The sequence below is a fragment of the Candidatus Berkiella cookevillensis genome, from assembly GCF_001431315.2.
Lineage (GTDB): Bacteria > Pseudomonadota > Gammaproteobacteria > Berkiellales > Berkiellaceae > Berkiella_A > Berkiella_A cookevillensis.
Map to the genome: position 1 here is coordinate 2,711,441 of NZ_LKHV02000001.1, position 15,893 is coordinate 2,727,333.

General features: G+C 40.2%; 14 protein-coding genes, 1 other RNA gene and 1 pseudogene. 4 read left to right on the forward strand and 12 right to left on the reverse strand.

The window, feature by feature from the left end:
- Position 1: 1 nt before the first annotated feature.
- From ptsP to CC99x_RS11700, 12 genes are all read right to left on the reverse strand, one after another.
- The gene (gene ptsP / locus CC99x_RS11645) at positions 2-2,266 is read right to left on the reverse strand and encodes a phosphoenolpyruvate--protein phosphotransferase (protein ID WP_057625164.1); all 2,265 of its coding nucleotides are present in this window, start codon (positions 2,264-2,266) and stop codon (positions 2-4) included.
- 145 nt (positions 2,267-2,411) lie between these two features.
- Complete coding sequence (locus CC99x_RS11650) at positions 2,412-2,924, reverse strand: RNA pyrophosphohydrolase (protein ID WP_057625165.1); 513 nt, start codon at positions 2,922-2,924, stop codon at positions 2,412-2,414.
- A gap of 160 nt (positions 2,925-3,084) precedes the next feature.
- Positions 3,085-3,828, reverse strand: coding sequence for an outer membrane protein (locus CC99x_RS11655; RefSeq protein ID WP_057625166.1), 744 nt, complete (start codon positions 3,826-3,828; stop codon positions 3,085-3,087).
- 298 nt (positions 3,829-4,126) lie between these two features.
- On the reverse strand, positions 4,127-4,885 hold the full coding sequence (locus CC99x_RS11660) for an outer membrane protein (RefSeq protein WP_057625167.1): 759 nt from the start codon (positions 4,883-4,885) through the stop codon (positions 4,127-4,129).
- Between the two features lie 213 nt (positions 4,886-5,098).
- Complete coding sequence (gene gcvPB / locus CC99x_RS11665; RefSeq protein WP_057625168.1) at positions 5,099-6,559, reverse strand: aminomethyl-transferring glycine dehydrogenase subunit GcvPB; 1,461 nt, start codon at positions 6,557-6,559, stop codon at positions 5,099-5,101.
- A 19-nt stretch (positions 6,560-6,578) separates the two neighbouring features.
- Complete coding sequence (gene gcvPA / locus CC99x_RS11670; RefSeq protein ID WP_057625169.1) at positions 6,579-7,943, reverse strand: aminomethyl-transferring glycine dehydrogenase subunit GcvPA; 1,365 nt, start codon at positions 7,941-7,943, stop codon at positions 6,579-6,581.
- Between the two features lie 3 nt (positions 7,944-7,946).
- Positions 7,947-8,345 (reverse strand): glycine cleavage system protein GcvH, encoded by a 399-nt coding sequence (gene gcvH, locus CC99x_RS11675; RefSeq protein ID WP_057625170.1) that lies wholly within the window; start codon positions 8,343-8,345, stop codon positions 7,947-7,949.
- 38 nt (positions 8,346-8,383) lie between these two features.
- The gene (gcvT, locus tag CC99x_RS11680; protein WP_057625171.1) at positions 8,384-9,484 is read right to left on the reverse strand and encodes a glycine cleavage system aminomethyltransferase GcvT; all 1,101 of its coding nucleotides are present in this window, start codon (positions 9,482-9,484) and stop codon (positions 8,384-8,386) included.
- A gap of 46 nt (positions 9,485-9,530) precedes the next feature.
- The gene (locus tag CC99x_RS11685) at positions 9,531-10,751 is read right to left on the reverse strand and encodes an FAD-dependent monooxygenase (RefSeq protein ID WP_057625172.1); all 1,221 of its coding nucleotides are present in this window, start codon (positions 10,749-10,751) and stop codon (positions 9,531-9,533) included.
- A 2-nt stretch (positions 10,752-10,753) separates the two neighbouring features.
- Positions 10,754-11,923 carry an FAD-dependent monooxygenase gene (locus CC99x_RS11690; protein WP_057625173.1) on the reverse strand — a complete coding sequence of 390 codons (1,170 nt, stop codon included), beginning with the start codon at positions 11,921-11,923 and terminating at the stop codon, positions 10,754-10,756.
- Between the two features lie 8 nt (positions 11,924-11,931).
- The gene (pepP, locus tag CC99x_RS11695; RefSeq protein WP_057625174.1) at positions 11,932-13,233 is read right to left on the reverse strand and encodes a Xaa-Pro aminopeptidase; all 1,302 of its coding nucleotides are present in this window, start codon (positions 13,231-13,233) and stop codon (positions 11,932-11,934) included.
- Between the two features lie 65 nt (positions 13,234-13,298).
- Positions 13,299-13,880 (reverse strand): UPF0149 family protein, encoded by a 582-nt coding sequence (locus CC99x_RS11700; protein ID WP_057625175.1) that lies wholly within the window; start codon positions 13,878-13,880, stop codon positions 13,299-13,301.
- Positions 13,881-14,013: 133 nt separating this feature from the next.
- On the opposite strand from CC99x_RS11700, the pseudogene CC99x_RS11705 reads away from it, so the two are divergent.
- From CC99x_RS11705 to CC99x_RS11720, 4 genes and pseudogenes are all read left to right on the forward strand, one after another.
- A pseudogene (locus CC99x_RS11705) lies at positions 14,014-14,301 on the forward strand (cell division protein ZapA); the annotation flags it as partial.
- Between the two features lie 149 nt (positions 14,302-14,450).
- A non-coding RNA gene (gene ssrS, locus CC99x_RS11710) (6S RNA) lies at positions 14,451-14,631 on the forward strand.
- 29 nt (positions 14,632-14,660) lie between these two features.
- A complete protein-coding gene (locus tag CC99x_RS11715) occupies positions 14,661-15,251 on the forward strand; it encodes a 5-formyltetrahydrofolate cyclo-ligase (RefSeq protein WP_057625176.1) in 591 nt (196 codons plus the stop codon).
- A gap of 157 nt (positions 15,252-15,408) precedes the next feature.
- Complete coding sequence (locus CC99x_RS11720; RefSeq protein WP_057625177.1) at positions 15,409-15,879, forward strand: EVE domain-containing protein; 471 nt, start codon at positions 15,409-15,411, stop codon at positions 15,877-15,879.
- The last annotated feature ends 14 nt before the right edge of the window (positions 15,880-15,893 follow it).

Sequence of the window (15,893 nt, forward strand, 5' to 3'; positions counted from 1 at the left end):
TTTACTTACCGGCTCTTATCAAGCCACCTAAGCCTGCGTCTTCCAGTGCTTTTTCTAAATGCTGTCTAATATCGCGGGCATGATCCAAATCTTTTACTTCTTCAAATAATTGCTTTGCGCGCGCAACGGTAAAATTCCGAATAATCCATTTCACTCTTGGCAAAGAATGTGCATTCATGCTCAGCATATCAATACCTAAGCCTAAAAGTATAATAACCGCAGCAGGATCTCCTGCCATTTCACCACATAAGCTCACTTTTTTGTTTTGCAGATGCGCAGCATCTATCACAACTTTAATGGCCCCAATGACAGCGGGATGCAATGAATCAAACATAGATGCCACATAAGGATTATTGCGATCGACTGCCAACAAATATTGGGTTAAATCATTGCTACCAATCGAGGCAAAATCAACTTTACTCATCAAAGATCGGGCTTGATAGACCGCAGAAGGCACTTCAATCATCACGCCTGTTTGAGGGAATAATACGGGCGATCCTTCATCAATTACCTCACGATGCGCTTGTCTTAGCAATCGGAGTGCTTCCTCTACTTCTTGTATAGAAGAAATCATCGGAAACATCACTCTTAAATTATTAAGACCACTACTTGCACGCAACATGGCTCGTAATTGCACCAAGAAAATTTCTGGATGATCTAGCGTTACACGAATACCACGCCAACCTAAGTATGGGTTATCTTCTTCAATCGGGAAATAAGGCAGCATTTTATCGCCACCTACATCTAATGTACGAATAGTTACTTGCTTAGGGGCAAAGCTTTCCAATAATTGTCGATAGATTAAATATTGTTCTTCTTCTCCTGGAAATCTATCGCGAATCATAAAGGGCACTTCTGTGCGATATAAGCCTACGCCTTCTGCTCCTGCTTGAAGCGCGGGGCGAATATCAGCAACCAGCCCTGCATTTGCACATAAGGGAATGCGCATACCATCGGGTGTTTCCGCTCTTAACTCACGGAGTTCACTTAAGCCCGCATACAGTTCTTTTTCTTCTTCAGCCAATCGTAAAAATTCTATTTGCATGGATTGGCTTGGGGAAGTAAATACTTCTCCGTTATAACCATCCACAATGATGCATTTGCCTTCTAATTTATAAACCGGCAATCCACTTGCACCCATGACAGCAGGAATGCCCATAGCGCGCGCCAAAATAGCAACATGAGAATTTGCAGAACCTTTGGCAGAAACCACGCCCACAATAGATTCTTGCGGCACTTCTGCCAGCATAGAGGCTGTGACTTCATCCCCCACTAAAATGGTTTGTTGAGGATAAGTCTGCAAAGTCGTTGTTTCACTTTGCAAATTTGCTAATACTCTCTGTCCTAAATCAATGAGATCCGTGGCACGTTCACGTAAATATAAATCTTCCATGGCTTCAAACTTATGTACCTGGCGCTTGATAATTTTACGCAAGGCATAAGGTGCCCAATGCTTTTCTTCAATCAGCTCAATAATGTCTGCTTTTAAACTTTTACTATCTAAAATGCTTAAATAGGCATCAAATAAGTTCTGCTCTTCTGGTAAAAGTGTTTTCTCGAGCCGGAGCTTTAAACGTTCAATGTCAGTTCGCGTATCTGCCAGTGCCTTTTCAAATTGCATGATTTCATGTGGCACATCTTCAATTATTCTATCTGGGACAGTGTCTAAATCTGCTTGTTTGTATACAACAACCACTTCACCAATCCCAACCCCTGATGCAGCAGGTACACCACGAATGGTTGTATGAATTTGATTATCAAAATTAGATAGCTCATCCACCATACCCGCAATTTGGCCATGTGCGATGATCCCGGCCAATTGGGCTGAAATGGTAACGAGAAAAGCGACTTCCCCTTCATCAAAACGTCTTGGTTCACGTTGTTGTATCACTAAAATACCAACCAATCGACGCTGATGAATAATGGGAACGCCTAGAAATGCCTGATATTTTTCTTCACCAGTCTCAGGATAATAGCGATAACGAGGGTGTTGATTGGCATGAGATAAATTAATAGGTTCTTCACGCTCTCCCACAAGACCTACTAAACCTTCAGAAAAACCAATTGTGATCTTTCCGTCTACACCTTCTAAGAATCCGACAGAAGCGGCTAACAAGAAATGATTATGTCGTCTATCTGCTAAATAAACAGAACATGCTTCAACAGAGATGCTTTCTGAGACACGTTTCACCATCAGGTGTAAAACCTCCTGAAGGTCTTGTGCCTCATTGACTTCTTGGACTATTTGCCTCAGAACATTTAACAACAGCCCCTCCTGAGCATTTTCTATGGACTCACGAGATCAATATAATCTTCACGCATGAGTAAAAGTTGAGTAAAAGCTTGTCTTGTACTTGACACGGGATTTCTGACACCACAGAAATGAAATTATACAGCAATGCCCATATACGCTATTTTACGATAGGATCGAGCATAAATATTTTTTTTCTTTTTTCATTAATAACTGGATAAAACTCTAATAATGCCTGCCTGTACACTTCACGTTTAAATGCAACAACTTGATGTAATGGAAACCAAAAGTTTACCCATCGCCAATCATCAAATTCAGGTTTCACACAATCGTCCAGTTTTATGCTTTTAGCATCAGACTCTAGCATAAGCAAAAACCACTTTTGTTTTTGCCCAACACAAACAGGGGTCGAATCCAATCGGATCAACCGCTTAGGTAGTCTATATTTTAGCCAGCTCTTTGAACATGCAAGAATGGAGACATCTTTTGCCTTTAGGCCTATTTCCTCATTGAGTTCTCGAAAGAGTGTTTCTTCTACTTCTTCATTCTCATTCAAGCCACCTTGCGGAAATTGCCAAGCATCTTGACCAACTCGTTTGCCCCAAAAAAGCTTTTTTTGTTTATTAGCTAAAATAATCCCAACATTTAATCTAAACCCATCTTCATCTATCACAAACAAAAACCTGATGACAATAATTAAGTTTATTTTTCCACAAAGGCGGTAAACTAAGCAAATAGATTATGATGAGATTTAAAAATTAAAACAAAGCGCTCTTTGTAAAGAGCGCTTTGAAGGAAGGTTTGGGGTGTTACTTAATTGACTACTTGACCTATTATAAGAAATTCCAAACAACAGAAGCTTTACCAGAATGCGTTTTAGGCTTCATATTGGAAGCAACAAAAGTCAAATTGTCATTTGCCACCCCTCCCAAATCAACAACTTTGCCCTTTCCATGATAGTTATACTCAGCTCTTAGAGATAAACCTTGTATAGAAGGGATTGGCACTTCAAGTCCTACACCACCTAAGAAACGATACGTTCTTTTATCTTCACTCATCGCAAAGGCTGGCGTATTCGCTGGACCAAAAGCGCCTACAACAGAATATTCATCATTACTGGTTTCAGCACCTAAGCGAATGTACGGCATGAGATAAGGTGTCATTTGATAACCTGCTCTAGCGGTTAAACCAACGACAGTGCCTCTATCATAACGTGCAACGGTATTTGCCGCCTCTAGTACACCACCACCTAGATTACGATTGAATTGATGTTGTCTTGCATCATCAAAATCATGCCAATCCACATTGGTTTCTACACCAAATAACCAGCTGTTGCAATGCGCTTGAAAACCGCCTAATAAGCCCCAAATAAAACCACTATCAGAATGGTTTCGGGCTATTGTTGTTCCAGCTAATGCTGGTGCTGGTGTCACGGTTGTGAAATGATAATCACCACTTCTATCCCCATAACCTGCTGATGCCCCCACTAAGAAGTTATATTGCCATTGTGCCTGTGCAGCAGATGCACTTGCTAATAAAATAGAAGACACAATCACTGCTTTAGATAATTTTTGCATAACATTCTACCCCAAACGTTATTTAGTTAAACAAACACAACTAAAGGTATAACCCTAGATAAATACAATGTCAAGAAATTAGGAGGCATACATTATTTATCCTTTAAATCTCAATAAAAGATATGAAGAAATAAACAGCCAAAATATTTGTGCGTCGCAAAATGTATCCGCAATATCAAGCATATTATAAAGCAGGTAATAAATAGAGATGAGGTTTAGCTGTTAAGAATACATAAGACGAAAACAAAAACGCCGATCTTAGATCGGCGTTTTCGGTGATTAGGCGAGTAACTGTGAATTACATGAAATTCCAAACCCAAGCAATTTTACCAACGTGTGATTCAGGGTACTTAATACGATGCACACCCACCATTGAACCAACATTATCATCAATTACAAATCTATCTGTACGAATGTAATTGTATTCAAAACGTACGCTAGAGTTAGCGAAAGCTGGGAACTCAAGGCCCACACCACCTAATACGCCCCAAATATCATCCTTCTCATGATTGATAGGCTCACTGACAGGCGCTAATTGTCTTGCAGGGATTACATAAGTTAATTCATCACGACTATATTGCACACCGGCTTTTGCGTAAGCCATAAAGAAGGGTGTCAACCAATAACCACCACGCAGTGTAACACCATAGATATTACCTCTGTTGTATTCAACAGTAGCAGCAGTAGGCCCAAAGGGTGGGAATACGAGCACATCAGAAATGACGAAATCTTTATGCTTGTCAAAATTATGAAAATCGACATTTGCTTCAATGCCTGCGAGCCAACGGCTGCAATGAACTTGCCAACCACCCAACAAGCCTGCAAAAGAACCGGCATCTGCAACGCGTACAGAATTTACATTCAGTACTGCATCAAAAGGGGCTGGCACTAAAGGAACATTCACAATTTGATATCTAGATGTAAAGTGTGCGCGTCTAGATTCAATACCTAGCTCACCACCTAATAAGAAATTGCTTTTTAATTCAGCACGTGCAATTGTGCTAGAAACCAAAGTAAGTAGAAGCAATGATGCTAAAAATAAGGCTTTCACTCGCATGGAAATCGTCCTTAATCACCTTCATAGATTATTGTTTTGGAAATATTAAAACCCAGCTTTTTAACTAGGCTTTCAGCATATTAACCGAATTTCTTGCTCAAGCCAATGACTATTTTACCCAATACAGCACATGAAGCAGACGAACAAAAAAATTAGATGTCAGGCATGCACATCACATCTAATTTTTTCTTTGTCTTTGCGACGTCTCAGTTATTAATAGGCTGTTTCCCAAGTCAGCTGTAACTCTCTTGCCGCTTTAACCTCATCGAGACGCTGACATGCTAAGTGCTTAGGTGCCTGCTTGATGCTGGCTGGCTCTGCATGCATTGTCTGCCAGATTTTCTGCATTACCTGAACTAAATGATCCAATGTTTGCTTAGATTCTGTTTCTGTTGGCTCAAGCAATAAACATTCTGGTACCAATAATGGGAAATAAACTGTTGGCGCATGAATACCTTCATCCAACAAGGCTTTTGCAACATCAAGCGCTGTTATTTCAAGTGACTTTGCTTGCTTGCTTAAAGTAAGAATAAACTCATGCGAAGCACGTCTTTGAGGAAAAGCCGCTGTAAATCCAATCTCTTGTAATTTACACAGTAAATAATTTGCATTTAAAGTTGCAAATTGACTAACTCGCTGAACACCTTCTCTACCTAATATTTTGGTATAAATATAGGCACGTAACAAAATACCAAAATTTCCCATAAAGGTTGAAAGCCTTCCGATTGTATTTGGACACTCTCTTTCTTCTAACCAATAATATTTTGTTGTAGCGCCTTCTTGTAACGCTGCAACCCGTGGGATCGGCAAAAAGGGCAACAACCTTTCCGCACAAGCAACCGGACCACTACCTGGCCCACCGCCACCATGGGGGGTCGCAAAAGTTTTATGCAAATTCAGATGCATCACATCAAAGCCCATATCACCTGGCCGGACTTTACCCAATATGGCATTTAAATTTGCACCATCGTAATATAGTAAACCACCAACTTCATGCACTGCTTTAGAAACTTCTAATATGTTGCGTTCAAAAAGCCCCAAGGTGGAGGGATTGGTCAACATAATACCCGCTGTTTTAGCGCTTAGAATCTTCTTCAATGCATCAATATCAATATCACCCAATGCATTCGTTGGCACTTCTTTAACGGTATAACCACACATGGCAGCAGAGGCGGGGTTTGTACCATGTGCTGCATCTTGCACTATCATTTCACTGCGCTCAGTATCACCACGCGCACGATGATAGGCTCGGATCATCATCACACCGGCAAATTCTCCTTGTGCACCTGCCATGGGTGTTAAAGCAGTCGCTTTCATGCCTGTCATTTCTGTAATATCATTTTGCAATTCATACAGACAAGCCAACGCACCTTGGCACAACTCTACAGGTGCTAGAGGATGCAAGGCGGTAAAATGCTCCAAACTCGCGAGCTTATGTACACCTCTTGGATTATATTTCATCGTACAAGAACCCAACGGATAGAAATTTGTATCAATACTGAAATTCTTCTGAGATAGCTTTGTGAAATGGCGTATAACTTCAAGCTCGGATAATTCAGGCAAGCGAGGCTTAGATTTTCTTAAAGCCGATGCATTAATTTTTGTATTGCCTATGTCAGAGAGTGCTTGAGATCCTGAAACCCTGTTTTGAATACTTTTTTCAAAAATAATCATAAAAAATCCTTTGGTTTTCTTATCCTAAACGACATGCTTTACTTAAAGCGATAAAGTAGTCTTCTAATTGTGCCGTTGTTTTTGTTTCTGTCACACAAACCAGCAAACTATTATCTAACTCAGGGTAATAATCACTGAGATCAACACCTGCTTGAATGCCTGCTAAACGCATCTGTTCTAGTGCTTGCTTAACGGGTACCGGCAGACGAACCACAAACTCATGAAATCTATCGCTTGAAAAGACGCTTGTTACACCCGGGATAGTCAGAATTTTTTGATAGAGCTGCTCTGCTTGTACATGAGAATGCTGTGCTACATTCTTCAAACCATCGGGCCCCATGACACTCATGTAAATAGTCGCAGCCGTAACAAGCAAGCCTTGATTGGTACAAATATTGGATGTGGCTTTACCACGTCGAATATGTTGCTCACGTGCCTGAAGCGTTAGAGTAAAACCTAATTTACCCTCTAAATCTACTGTTTTTCCGACAATACGGCCTGGCATTTGTCGCACTAAATCTTTTTGGCAACATAAGAATCCAAAATAGGGTCCACCATAATTCATGGGTACGCCTAAGGGTTGACCTTCACCACATGCAATTTGCGCACCTTTTTCTCCCCATTCTCCAGGTGGCACTAGCAAATTCATTGCCATAGGATTCACAACACCAACCACAGTTGCTTCATTACGATGCGCCCAATTGGTCAGCTCATCTACCGCTTCTATACCACCAAAAAAATTGGGTTGAGAAATAATCAATACATCACAGGAAGATTTTTTCAGCATATTTTCCAAAGAAGAGAGTGAAATTGTTCCTGTGTTAAGCTCATAAGCGATTTCATGCAATTGGATCTGTTGCGGTTTTAAAATAGTATTCAGTACAGCACGATACTGTGGATGCAAATTCATGGGCAGCCAAATATTTGCGGTGGCTTTACGTCTTGTTCTTAAGGCCATCAAGATAGCTTCCGCTAATGCGGTTGCACCATCATACAAAGACGCATTAGAAACAGACAGCCCCATCAAAGACGCCATCATACTTTGATACTCCCACATCAACTGTAAATTACCTTGTGAGGCTTCAGCTTGATAGGGTGTATAGGCTGTCATAAACTCACCTCGAGAGCTTAACTCCCAAACACAAGCGGGAATATGATGTTCATAACATCCTGCACCGATATAGTTGCTCAGTAAGACATTTTCATTAGCACGTTTTTTTAAAAGTTGTGTTGCCTGCATCTCATTCATGCCAGGCGCTATATCCAATGGTGCATTGAGCTGTAATTCTGCTGGAATTTCAGAAAATAACGCATCAATAGACGCAACATTGATAGCAGCAAGCATCTCAGATATTTCTACTTCTGTATGTGGTATAAATGGCATGCCTTACTCCTTTACAGCCGTCTCAATGTTATCATGATAGCTTTGAGCATTGAGTAGCTCTGTCCATTCTGACAAATCACTGGGTTTGATTTTCAGCATCCATCCATCTTGATAGGCGTTTTGATTCACCAACTCCGGTTTTGAAGCAAGTGATTCATTGACTGCAATCACCTCACCTGAAAGCGGCGCATACAGATCACTGGCGGCCTTAACCGATTCAATCACACCAAATTCTTCACCTTTCTTTAGGATACGACCTACTTCTGGTAATTCAACAAAAACGATATCGCCCAGCAATGCTTGTGCATGATCCGTCACACCAATGATAATTTCTGTTGCACTTGATTGCATTGCCCATTCATGGCTGGTTGTATATTTAAGATCTTTAGGGATATTTGACATGCTGAACTCCTTTTTTATTGAACACTTCACACTTAAGTTTAAAATCCGATATTTGATTTTCCTGCTTTTACAAAGGGTGGTTTAATGATTTGTGCTTCAAGGCATTTGCCTCTTATCTCAATCCAACAATATGGCATATCCCAAGCATCAAGCTGAGCAAAGCCAATACCTTTTGATAAGGTTGGTGAGAAAGAACCACTGGTTAATAATCCGATTTGTTGCGTAGCCTCTTTATCCGCATAAACACACATATGTGGCCTGAGGACGCCTTTCTCTTTTAAAACAACACCTACTAGTTTCTGTGTGATACCCGCTTCTTTTTGACGTAAAAGTGCTGATCTACCAATAAAGAGCCGATTAGAATCTTTAAAATCAACGGTCCATGCTAAATTAGAAGTTAAAGGTGTAACTGTTTCATCCATATCTTGTCCATATAGATTTAAGCCTGCCTCTAACCGCAAAGTATCTCGCGCACCTAAACCAATCGGATAAAAATCCTGCGCTATCAATTTATGCCAAAAAGCCGCAGCTTGTTCATTAGGCAATAAAATCTCTACGCCTGCTTCCCCGGTATATCCTGTTCGAGCAATAAATAAATGCTCATCACTACATGCTGAAAAATAATTAAGTTTTGAAACTTGAGAAAAAAGCTGTGGAGAGAGGATTGTACTTAATTTTTCAATGGCCTGTGGGCCTTGTATGGCAATCATGGCAAGATCATAACGCGGATTGATACGCACTTGATAAGATAGGGCTTGTGTGTGCATCCAGTCTAAATCTTTGTCCGTTGTTGCGGCATTAATCACAATACGGTAACTGTTTTCTGAAATCCGATAGGTTATCAAATCATCTAAAATGCAACCCTGTTCATTGAGCATGCATCCATACAAAGCCGTGCCATCTTTGGTTAATTTGATAATATCATTTGCAAGCAGTGTTCTTAAAAACTGTGTGGCATTTGCCCCCTCTACATCGACAGCTCTCATATGAGACACGTCAAAAATACCAGCACTTTGCCTAACCTTAACATGCTCATCAACAATAGAGGTATATTGCAAAGGCATCTCCCAACCAGCAAAAGGCACCATCTTTGCACCTAAGGCTTTGTGAGATTCATATAACGGTGTTTTTTTTAACACGAGAAACTCCTTTTTATCGTCCATTTAACTGAATTTTAGAGGGCTATCATTTCCCTAATGCTTTTTGAATAAAAAATTGCTTTAACCAAGCATGACTGTCTACCCAATCTAGGCCTTTATTTCGCAACAATCCCAGCAAAGGTGACGTATGCGTAAATCCTTCTTTAAAAGCACGCATTAAATAAATCATGCCTTGATTATGCATTCTTCTGCTACGTTGATAGCGCTTTAATACATAATCATAACCAATATCTCGATGTTTTTTGGTTGCTTGCACCAATATATCTGCTAATACAGCCGCATCCAAAAATCCTAAATTCACACCCTGTCCTGCTAAAGGATGTATCACATGCGCGGCATCTCCTACCAAAGCCACACGCTCGCCTATATATGAAGTTGCATGCTGCTCTCTTAAAGGAAATTGTATGCGCTTGCTCATCACGGTCAATGTCCCTAACACAGCTTCCACTTCTTGGGTTAGCTGCTGTGAAAATGCCTCTTGTGAAAGCATCATTAAGGATTGACCCAAGGTCGTCTCTACACTCCAGACAATAGAAAGTGTGAATGGATCAGATAAAGGTAATAAGGCTAATACACCTGTTGCATTAAAGCGCTGATAGGCGGTGTTTAAATGAGGTCTTTCGCTCTGAATGGTCGCGACAATGGCCAGTTGATCATAGGATCTTTCTTTTACAGCAATAGCAGAAAAATTCCTCACCCATGATTGTCCACCATCACAACCCACTAATAATTTTGCACTTAAAATACTATTATTCTGCATGGTAGCCATTAAGCGATCAGCACTTATCTGATAAGCTTGCAATGGCGTATCATAGATTGTTTGCACATTTGGATAATGCTGTAATGCTGCTTGCAATGCATGCAAAATCACAGATTGCTCAACAATAACGCCTAAATCAGGCTCTTTTGCTTCCAAGGCACTGAAAAAAACCGAACCACTGAGTGCTTGATCCCATACTTTGATGTTCTCCATTGTACCCAAGCGCTTACTTGCAATACTCTGCCAAATATCTAAGCTTTCAAAAAGTTGCCGTGTTGCTTGTGTTAAAGCAACCACGCGTAAATCAGAAGGTATTTCTGTGGATGTAGGTGCGATGGGGGTCTTAATATTCGTCTCAAGAATAATAACGCTATAATCTGCTTGCGCTAATAATAACGCCAAGGTTAAGCCAACCATACCGCCACCATTTATAATGACATCACAATGAAGTGCATTGTTGGCAGTTTTTAAATAACAAATACTCATAATTAAAAATCTAATCCCATTGCCAAACGTGTAAAGAGCGCTTTCATTGGCATTAAAGTATCAAGACTATTAATACTCACTGCTTTCAAAAAACCAGGCACCTTTTCTAAAGAATGTGCAAGCTTATCTGTGGCGGCAATTATTTTCTGTTGATCACTCTGACATGTTCGAACATAATCGCTTAACTCAAAGAGTGAGCTCCCCCATTTGGCGGGATCGACACTCTTTGCAATGGATACATAAAGACGCTTAATATCCCTTAAACTCAAATTAAAGCCCTGAGCGGCAATAGGATGAATACTATGCACGCTGTTTCCAAGCAACAACAATTGTTTAAAGAAGTGCTGCTGTGAAAGCTGCATATTAAGTGGCACAACTATTTTCTTTCCAATCGCTTCTATCACACCATAGGACTGCCCAAGCGCCTGCTGACAGATATTCATAATCTCAGCGTCTGCATATGAACGAAAAAGCTCACTCTTTTCTCTTGGAAAAGAGAGCACCATCGTTGCGATATTATTTTTCCATGGTAGTAGCGCAATCACACCGGCATCAATAAAACGCTCCACGGCACATCCAGAGAGTGATTGTGAAAGCTTAACATTTGCCATAATAACGTGATGTTTATAGTCATAACGATAAGTCCCAATTCCCAGCATGTCACGAACTGTGCTGCTCGCACCTTCCGCTAAAAGTAATAACTGCGTCTTAAAATTTTTCTTATCATCTTGCTCACAATACCATTGCCCAGCCTCAAAACGAACCGCTGCCAGTGATGCTGAAAATCTTAGCTCAACATTTGGAATTTTATCTAAAGTCTCATACAGCACATTTTTTAATGTTTCCGTAGCAATTACATAACCCAATGCAGGATACGCGACCTGTTGTTTTGAAAGCCGTGCCCCTCCCCAATGCCCACGTGTGCTAACATGTACCTCATTAATCGGCTCAGCATAAGGCATTATCTCAGACCATAATCCTAAGTACTGATAAAGTTGAGCACTGGCATAAGATAAGGCAATCGTATTCATTTCTAAAAGATCAGCGCTCTGTTCATACAAACGAGGCTTTGTTTCCAGCACACAAATAGGCAAATGAAACTTCGCTAATGCTAAAGCAGTTGTAGCGCCAACAAGGCCACCACCTAAAATTGTATACTGATATTGACTCACAACGCCCCTTAATGCTTTTTCATAAAACTTTCAAGCTCAGCAACCGTTTTGGGTAGATCAGCCGTCAGCACTTCGCACCCTTGTTCAGTCACTAAGATATCATCTTCAATTCTGATACCAATGCCACGGTATTTTGCAGGCACACTACTTTCTTCTTGATCAATATAAAGACCTGGCTCTACAGTTAAGACCATTCCCGCTTGCAGTGGTCGCCATTGGTTATTTATTTTATAATCACCAACATCATGCACATCTAAGCCTAACCAATGCCCACTATTGTGCATATAAAATTTCTTATAGGCCTCTTTTTCAATTAATTCTTTGACATCACCTTGCAGAATTCTTAGCTCAACCAAACCTGTTACCAGTACTTCAATAATAATTTTCTGCGCTTCATTCCACGCTGCACCTGGCTTGATTGATTGAATAGCCGCTAACTGCGATGCCAACACACATTCATAAAGTGCTTGCTGCTCAGTGGTAAATTTTCCATTCACAGGAAAAGTGCGCGTTACATCGGCAGCATAGTTTTCATATTCACAGCCTGCATCAATTAATACCAATGTTTTATCTTTTAATTTATCTTTATTTTCAACATAATGCAGCGTACAGGCATTATTCGCAGAAGCAACGATTGGATTATAGGCAACATGCCGACTTCCTCCTTGATAAAAGGCATAAAGTAATTCAGCCTCAAGGCTATATTCATACAAATCGGCACTTGATGCCTTCATGGCTCTGCGATGCCCTGATAGAGTAATATCACATGCTTTTCTCATCGCACTGATTTCTTCTGCGCTCTTTATGAGTCGCATCTCATCTATCAGCACACGAAAATCAATAAATGTATAAGGAATAGTAACGCCTTTGCGTTGCTGTCTCCTAATCGCATTTATCCAAGAAAATAATTTTTTCTCAAAAGCTGGATGCATGCCAACGATATAATAAACCTGATGAATATCATGAAATAATGCAGGGAATCGAATAGCAGCTTCAGAAATAGAATAAGCCTCATCTGCTCCAAACTGCTCCCGTGCGCCCTTTAATCCTGCTCTTGTGCCAGACCATCTTTCTTGATCTTTATCTCTGTCTTGGCAAAATAAAATAAATTTATTACCTTCTTTATTTTTAATAAAAGCAGCAATGGCAAAACTCTCATTAAAGCCTGTTAAATAATGGAAATAACTCTCTTGTCTAAACATATGTTCTGCATCACTATTGCGAAACTGCATCGGTGCACTGGAACATAGCACTAAGCTATTTTCTGGGAGTTTATTAAAAACGGCTTGTCGCCTTGCTGAAAAATCCATTTATTTCTCCGATTAGATTTTAGCGTTTGTCGTAACTGTTTTTTTCTTTGTTCGCAAAGTGCACCTTAATGATGAACTTGATTGGCTTTTGCCTGCCGTTGTTCAATAAAAAACAGTGCATGTTCCGCCATAAGCAGAATACCAATCCTTACATATTCAATAATCTCAACATAATTAGCTTCACTTTCTTCAGAATCTTCTTCATCCATATCCATCTGCGTCAGCACAGAAAAATCATTCAGCATCTCTTCTAATGCTTCTGGCTCATCCACAAAATCACCCAAGGTTTCTTGCTCAATGCCTAATAAAAAAGCTTGCAAGAATTCTACTAAAGAATAAATACGTGCAGATAAAGGCATTTCGCTATTTGGAAGCATGTTTTCCAACTCGATTGAGGTTTCTAATAATTGCAGATAAATGAGTTCTATGATGGGTTCTACGAGTGGTTCAATTTTTTGAGATAGCTTTTCATCCAACTTGAGCTGTGTTGTATATGCAGCTAAACATAGCTTGGGATCATGTTTGCCTTGTAAGACCTTAGAGAGTGCATAACCAAATAAATAGGACGCTGTAATGGGTAAATGCAAAGGTTCTAAAAAAGTTTGTATGTGTTCGTACACTGAATGCTCTGTTTTTGCTGTGCTCATCGTCTTACCCCTTGCAAAGCGCTTAAAGGTTTGTAGCTTATCACAGTGTGTGTGTTGACCCCATGCCCCTACGAGGCCTAATATTAATAGAAAGAGAAAATTTCATCTATTGGACCCAACTGGAGCGCTTTTCATGAAAGCAAGTGATAAAGGTACATTTGTTAGTATTCTAGATAAAGAGTTTTGCATTAACTGTCCTCCTGATAAGGAAGTGACCCTTAAAAATGCCGCGTCTTATCTAGATAAACAAATGAGGCAAATTCGCAAGACAGGAAGAGTCATTGGTTTAGAACGTATTGCCGTAATGGCCGCTCTCAACATTGCCCATGAGCTACTTGCCCTCAAAGAAAATCGAGAAAATAGAGTTGCTGATTTTTCTGATCGGATTAAACTACTACAAAGTAAGATTGATGAAGCGCTTCAGAAAGATCTGAGAAAAGAGGAAGTGGCGCAAAATAATCATTTAAATATCAATGTAGCTATGGATAATAACCCCATGTCTACACTATCATTTTCTGAAACTTCCGTGAATGCACACGCAATGGAAGCGGAAACCGTGTAACGAATTGGCTTTTTCTGGTGTGTTTGCATGCACCTTAAAGACTCTTGAGCCGATGCTATGAAACTTGGGAGCTAGACTGCTATCACTGTTGTGCAAGTCCACCTTGTGTGGAAAGCCTGAAGAGATACATAGGCGCCCACTTGAACCCCTGGGTTCAAGACCGACAGGTAGCGGCATACTGGATTAAGCCACCTTTATTTTTTTAAGTACGAGCTTAAGTGACACACCAAGCAAAGCAATTGTTACGACAAAGTCTTAAAAAACTAAGACGCAATTTAAGCCGGTCACAACGGCATGATGCTTCCATTGCTGTATGGTTGCGCATCATTGAACAAAGCTTCTTCAAAGAAGCACAACATATTGCCTTGTACATGCCTATACAAGGTGAATTAGACACAAAACCGATTCTGCAAACATCTGCAAGATTAGGTAAAAATATCTATCTACCGATTGTAAAACCCGAAGCTTCCACCTTAGATTTCTATCACTACACACTCAAAATGAAAATGGCAATGAATCAATATGGTATTTTAGAGCCTCCAGAACAAGCATCAGAGTATATTGAGCCACAGAAGCTCGATTTAGTGTTTGTGCCCTTGGTTGCTTTTGATGCACACTGCCGTCGTTTGGGTATGGGAAAAGGTTATTATGATCGTACCTTTGCTTTTCATCAGCCTCTATCCAAACCAATGTTAGTAGGACTAGGGTATGCCTTTCAAGAAGTACCACTTGTACCCAGCAATGAGACTGATATTGCCTTAGATAAAGTTGTTACACATCAAGCTATTTTTGAAAATCCTAAAGCCTAGTCACAGCAGATGAGCTGTCGGGCAGGCGAGCCTCTTGTGGCTAAAACTCATCTACGAAGACGATTAAGCGCCCAATTGTTTTTGGGAGACCGCTAAAAGCTATGCTAAAATGTGTCTTTACTGACAAATAATTCAGCAGACTTTCACGGCACCCCCTATGCAACAAAAATTCTGGCTTATGAAATCCGAGCCTTCTACTTTTAGTATCGATCATCTTGCGGCGCTTCCTCATCAAACCGAACATTGGGAAGGCGTGCGCAATTATCAAGCCAGAAATTTTATGCGCGATGAAATGAAAGTGGGTGATGAGGCTTTTTTCTATCATTCAAATTGTGATACACCAGGTATTGTTGGGATTGTCACTATCGTAAAATCTGCTTACCCCGACCATTTTGCCTTGAAAAAAAGCTCACCCTATTACGATCCTAAAAGTACAACAGAAAATCCACGCTGGTATATGGTGGATGTAAAGCTCAAACAAAAATTTGACACTGTAATATCATTACGTACTTTAAAAGAAAATACCGCACTTGCAAAAATGCCTCTGGTACAAAAAGGTAACCGCTTATCTATCTTGCCTGTTACAGCAAATGAGTGGCGCACCATTTTAAAAATGCTAAAAAAATAACTCTAACTTACTTG

Bases quoted from the DNA above. Each gene is read 5' to 3' on its own strand.
- CC99x_RS11720 (WP_057625177.1), top strand. From the start codon at position 15,409: ATGCAACAAAAATTCTGGCTTATGAAATCCGAGCCTTCTACTTTTAGT.
- CC99x_RS11700 (WP_057625175.1), bottom strand. From the start codon at position 13,880: ATGAGCACAGCAAAAACAGAGCATTCAGTGTACGAACACATACAAACT.
- gcvPA (WP_057625169.1), bottom strand. From the start codon at position 7,943: ATGCCATTTATACCACATACAGAAGTAGAAATATCTGAGATGCTTGCT.
- CC99x_RS11685 (WP_057625172.1), bottom strand. From the start codon at position 10,751: ATGAGTATTTGTTATTTAAAAACTGCCAACAATGCACTTCATTGTGAT.
- CC99x_RS11660 (WP_057625167.1), bottom strand. From the start codon at position 4,885: ATGCGAGTGAAAGCCTTATTTTTAGCATCATTGCTTCTACTTACTTTG.
- gcvH (WP_057625170.1), bottom strand. From the start codon at position 8,345: ATGTCAAATATCCCTAAAGATCTTAAATATACAACCAGCCATGAATGG.
- gcvPB (WP_057625168.1), bottom strand. From the start codon at position 6,559: ATGATTATTTTTGAAAAAAGTATTCAAAACAGGGTTTCAGGATCTCAA.
- CC99x_RS11655 (WP_057625166.1), bottom strand. From the start codon at position 3,828: ATGCAAAAATTATCTAAAGCAGTGATTGTGTCTTCTATTTTATTAGCA.
- pepP (WP_057625174.1), bottom strand. From the start codon at position 13,233: ATGGATTTTTCAGCAAGGCGACAAGCCGTTTTTAATAAACTCCCAGAA.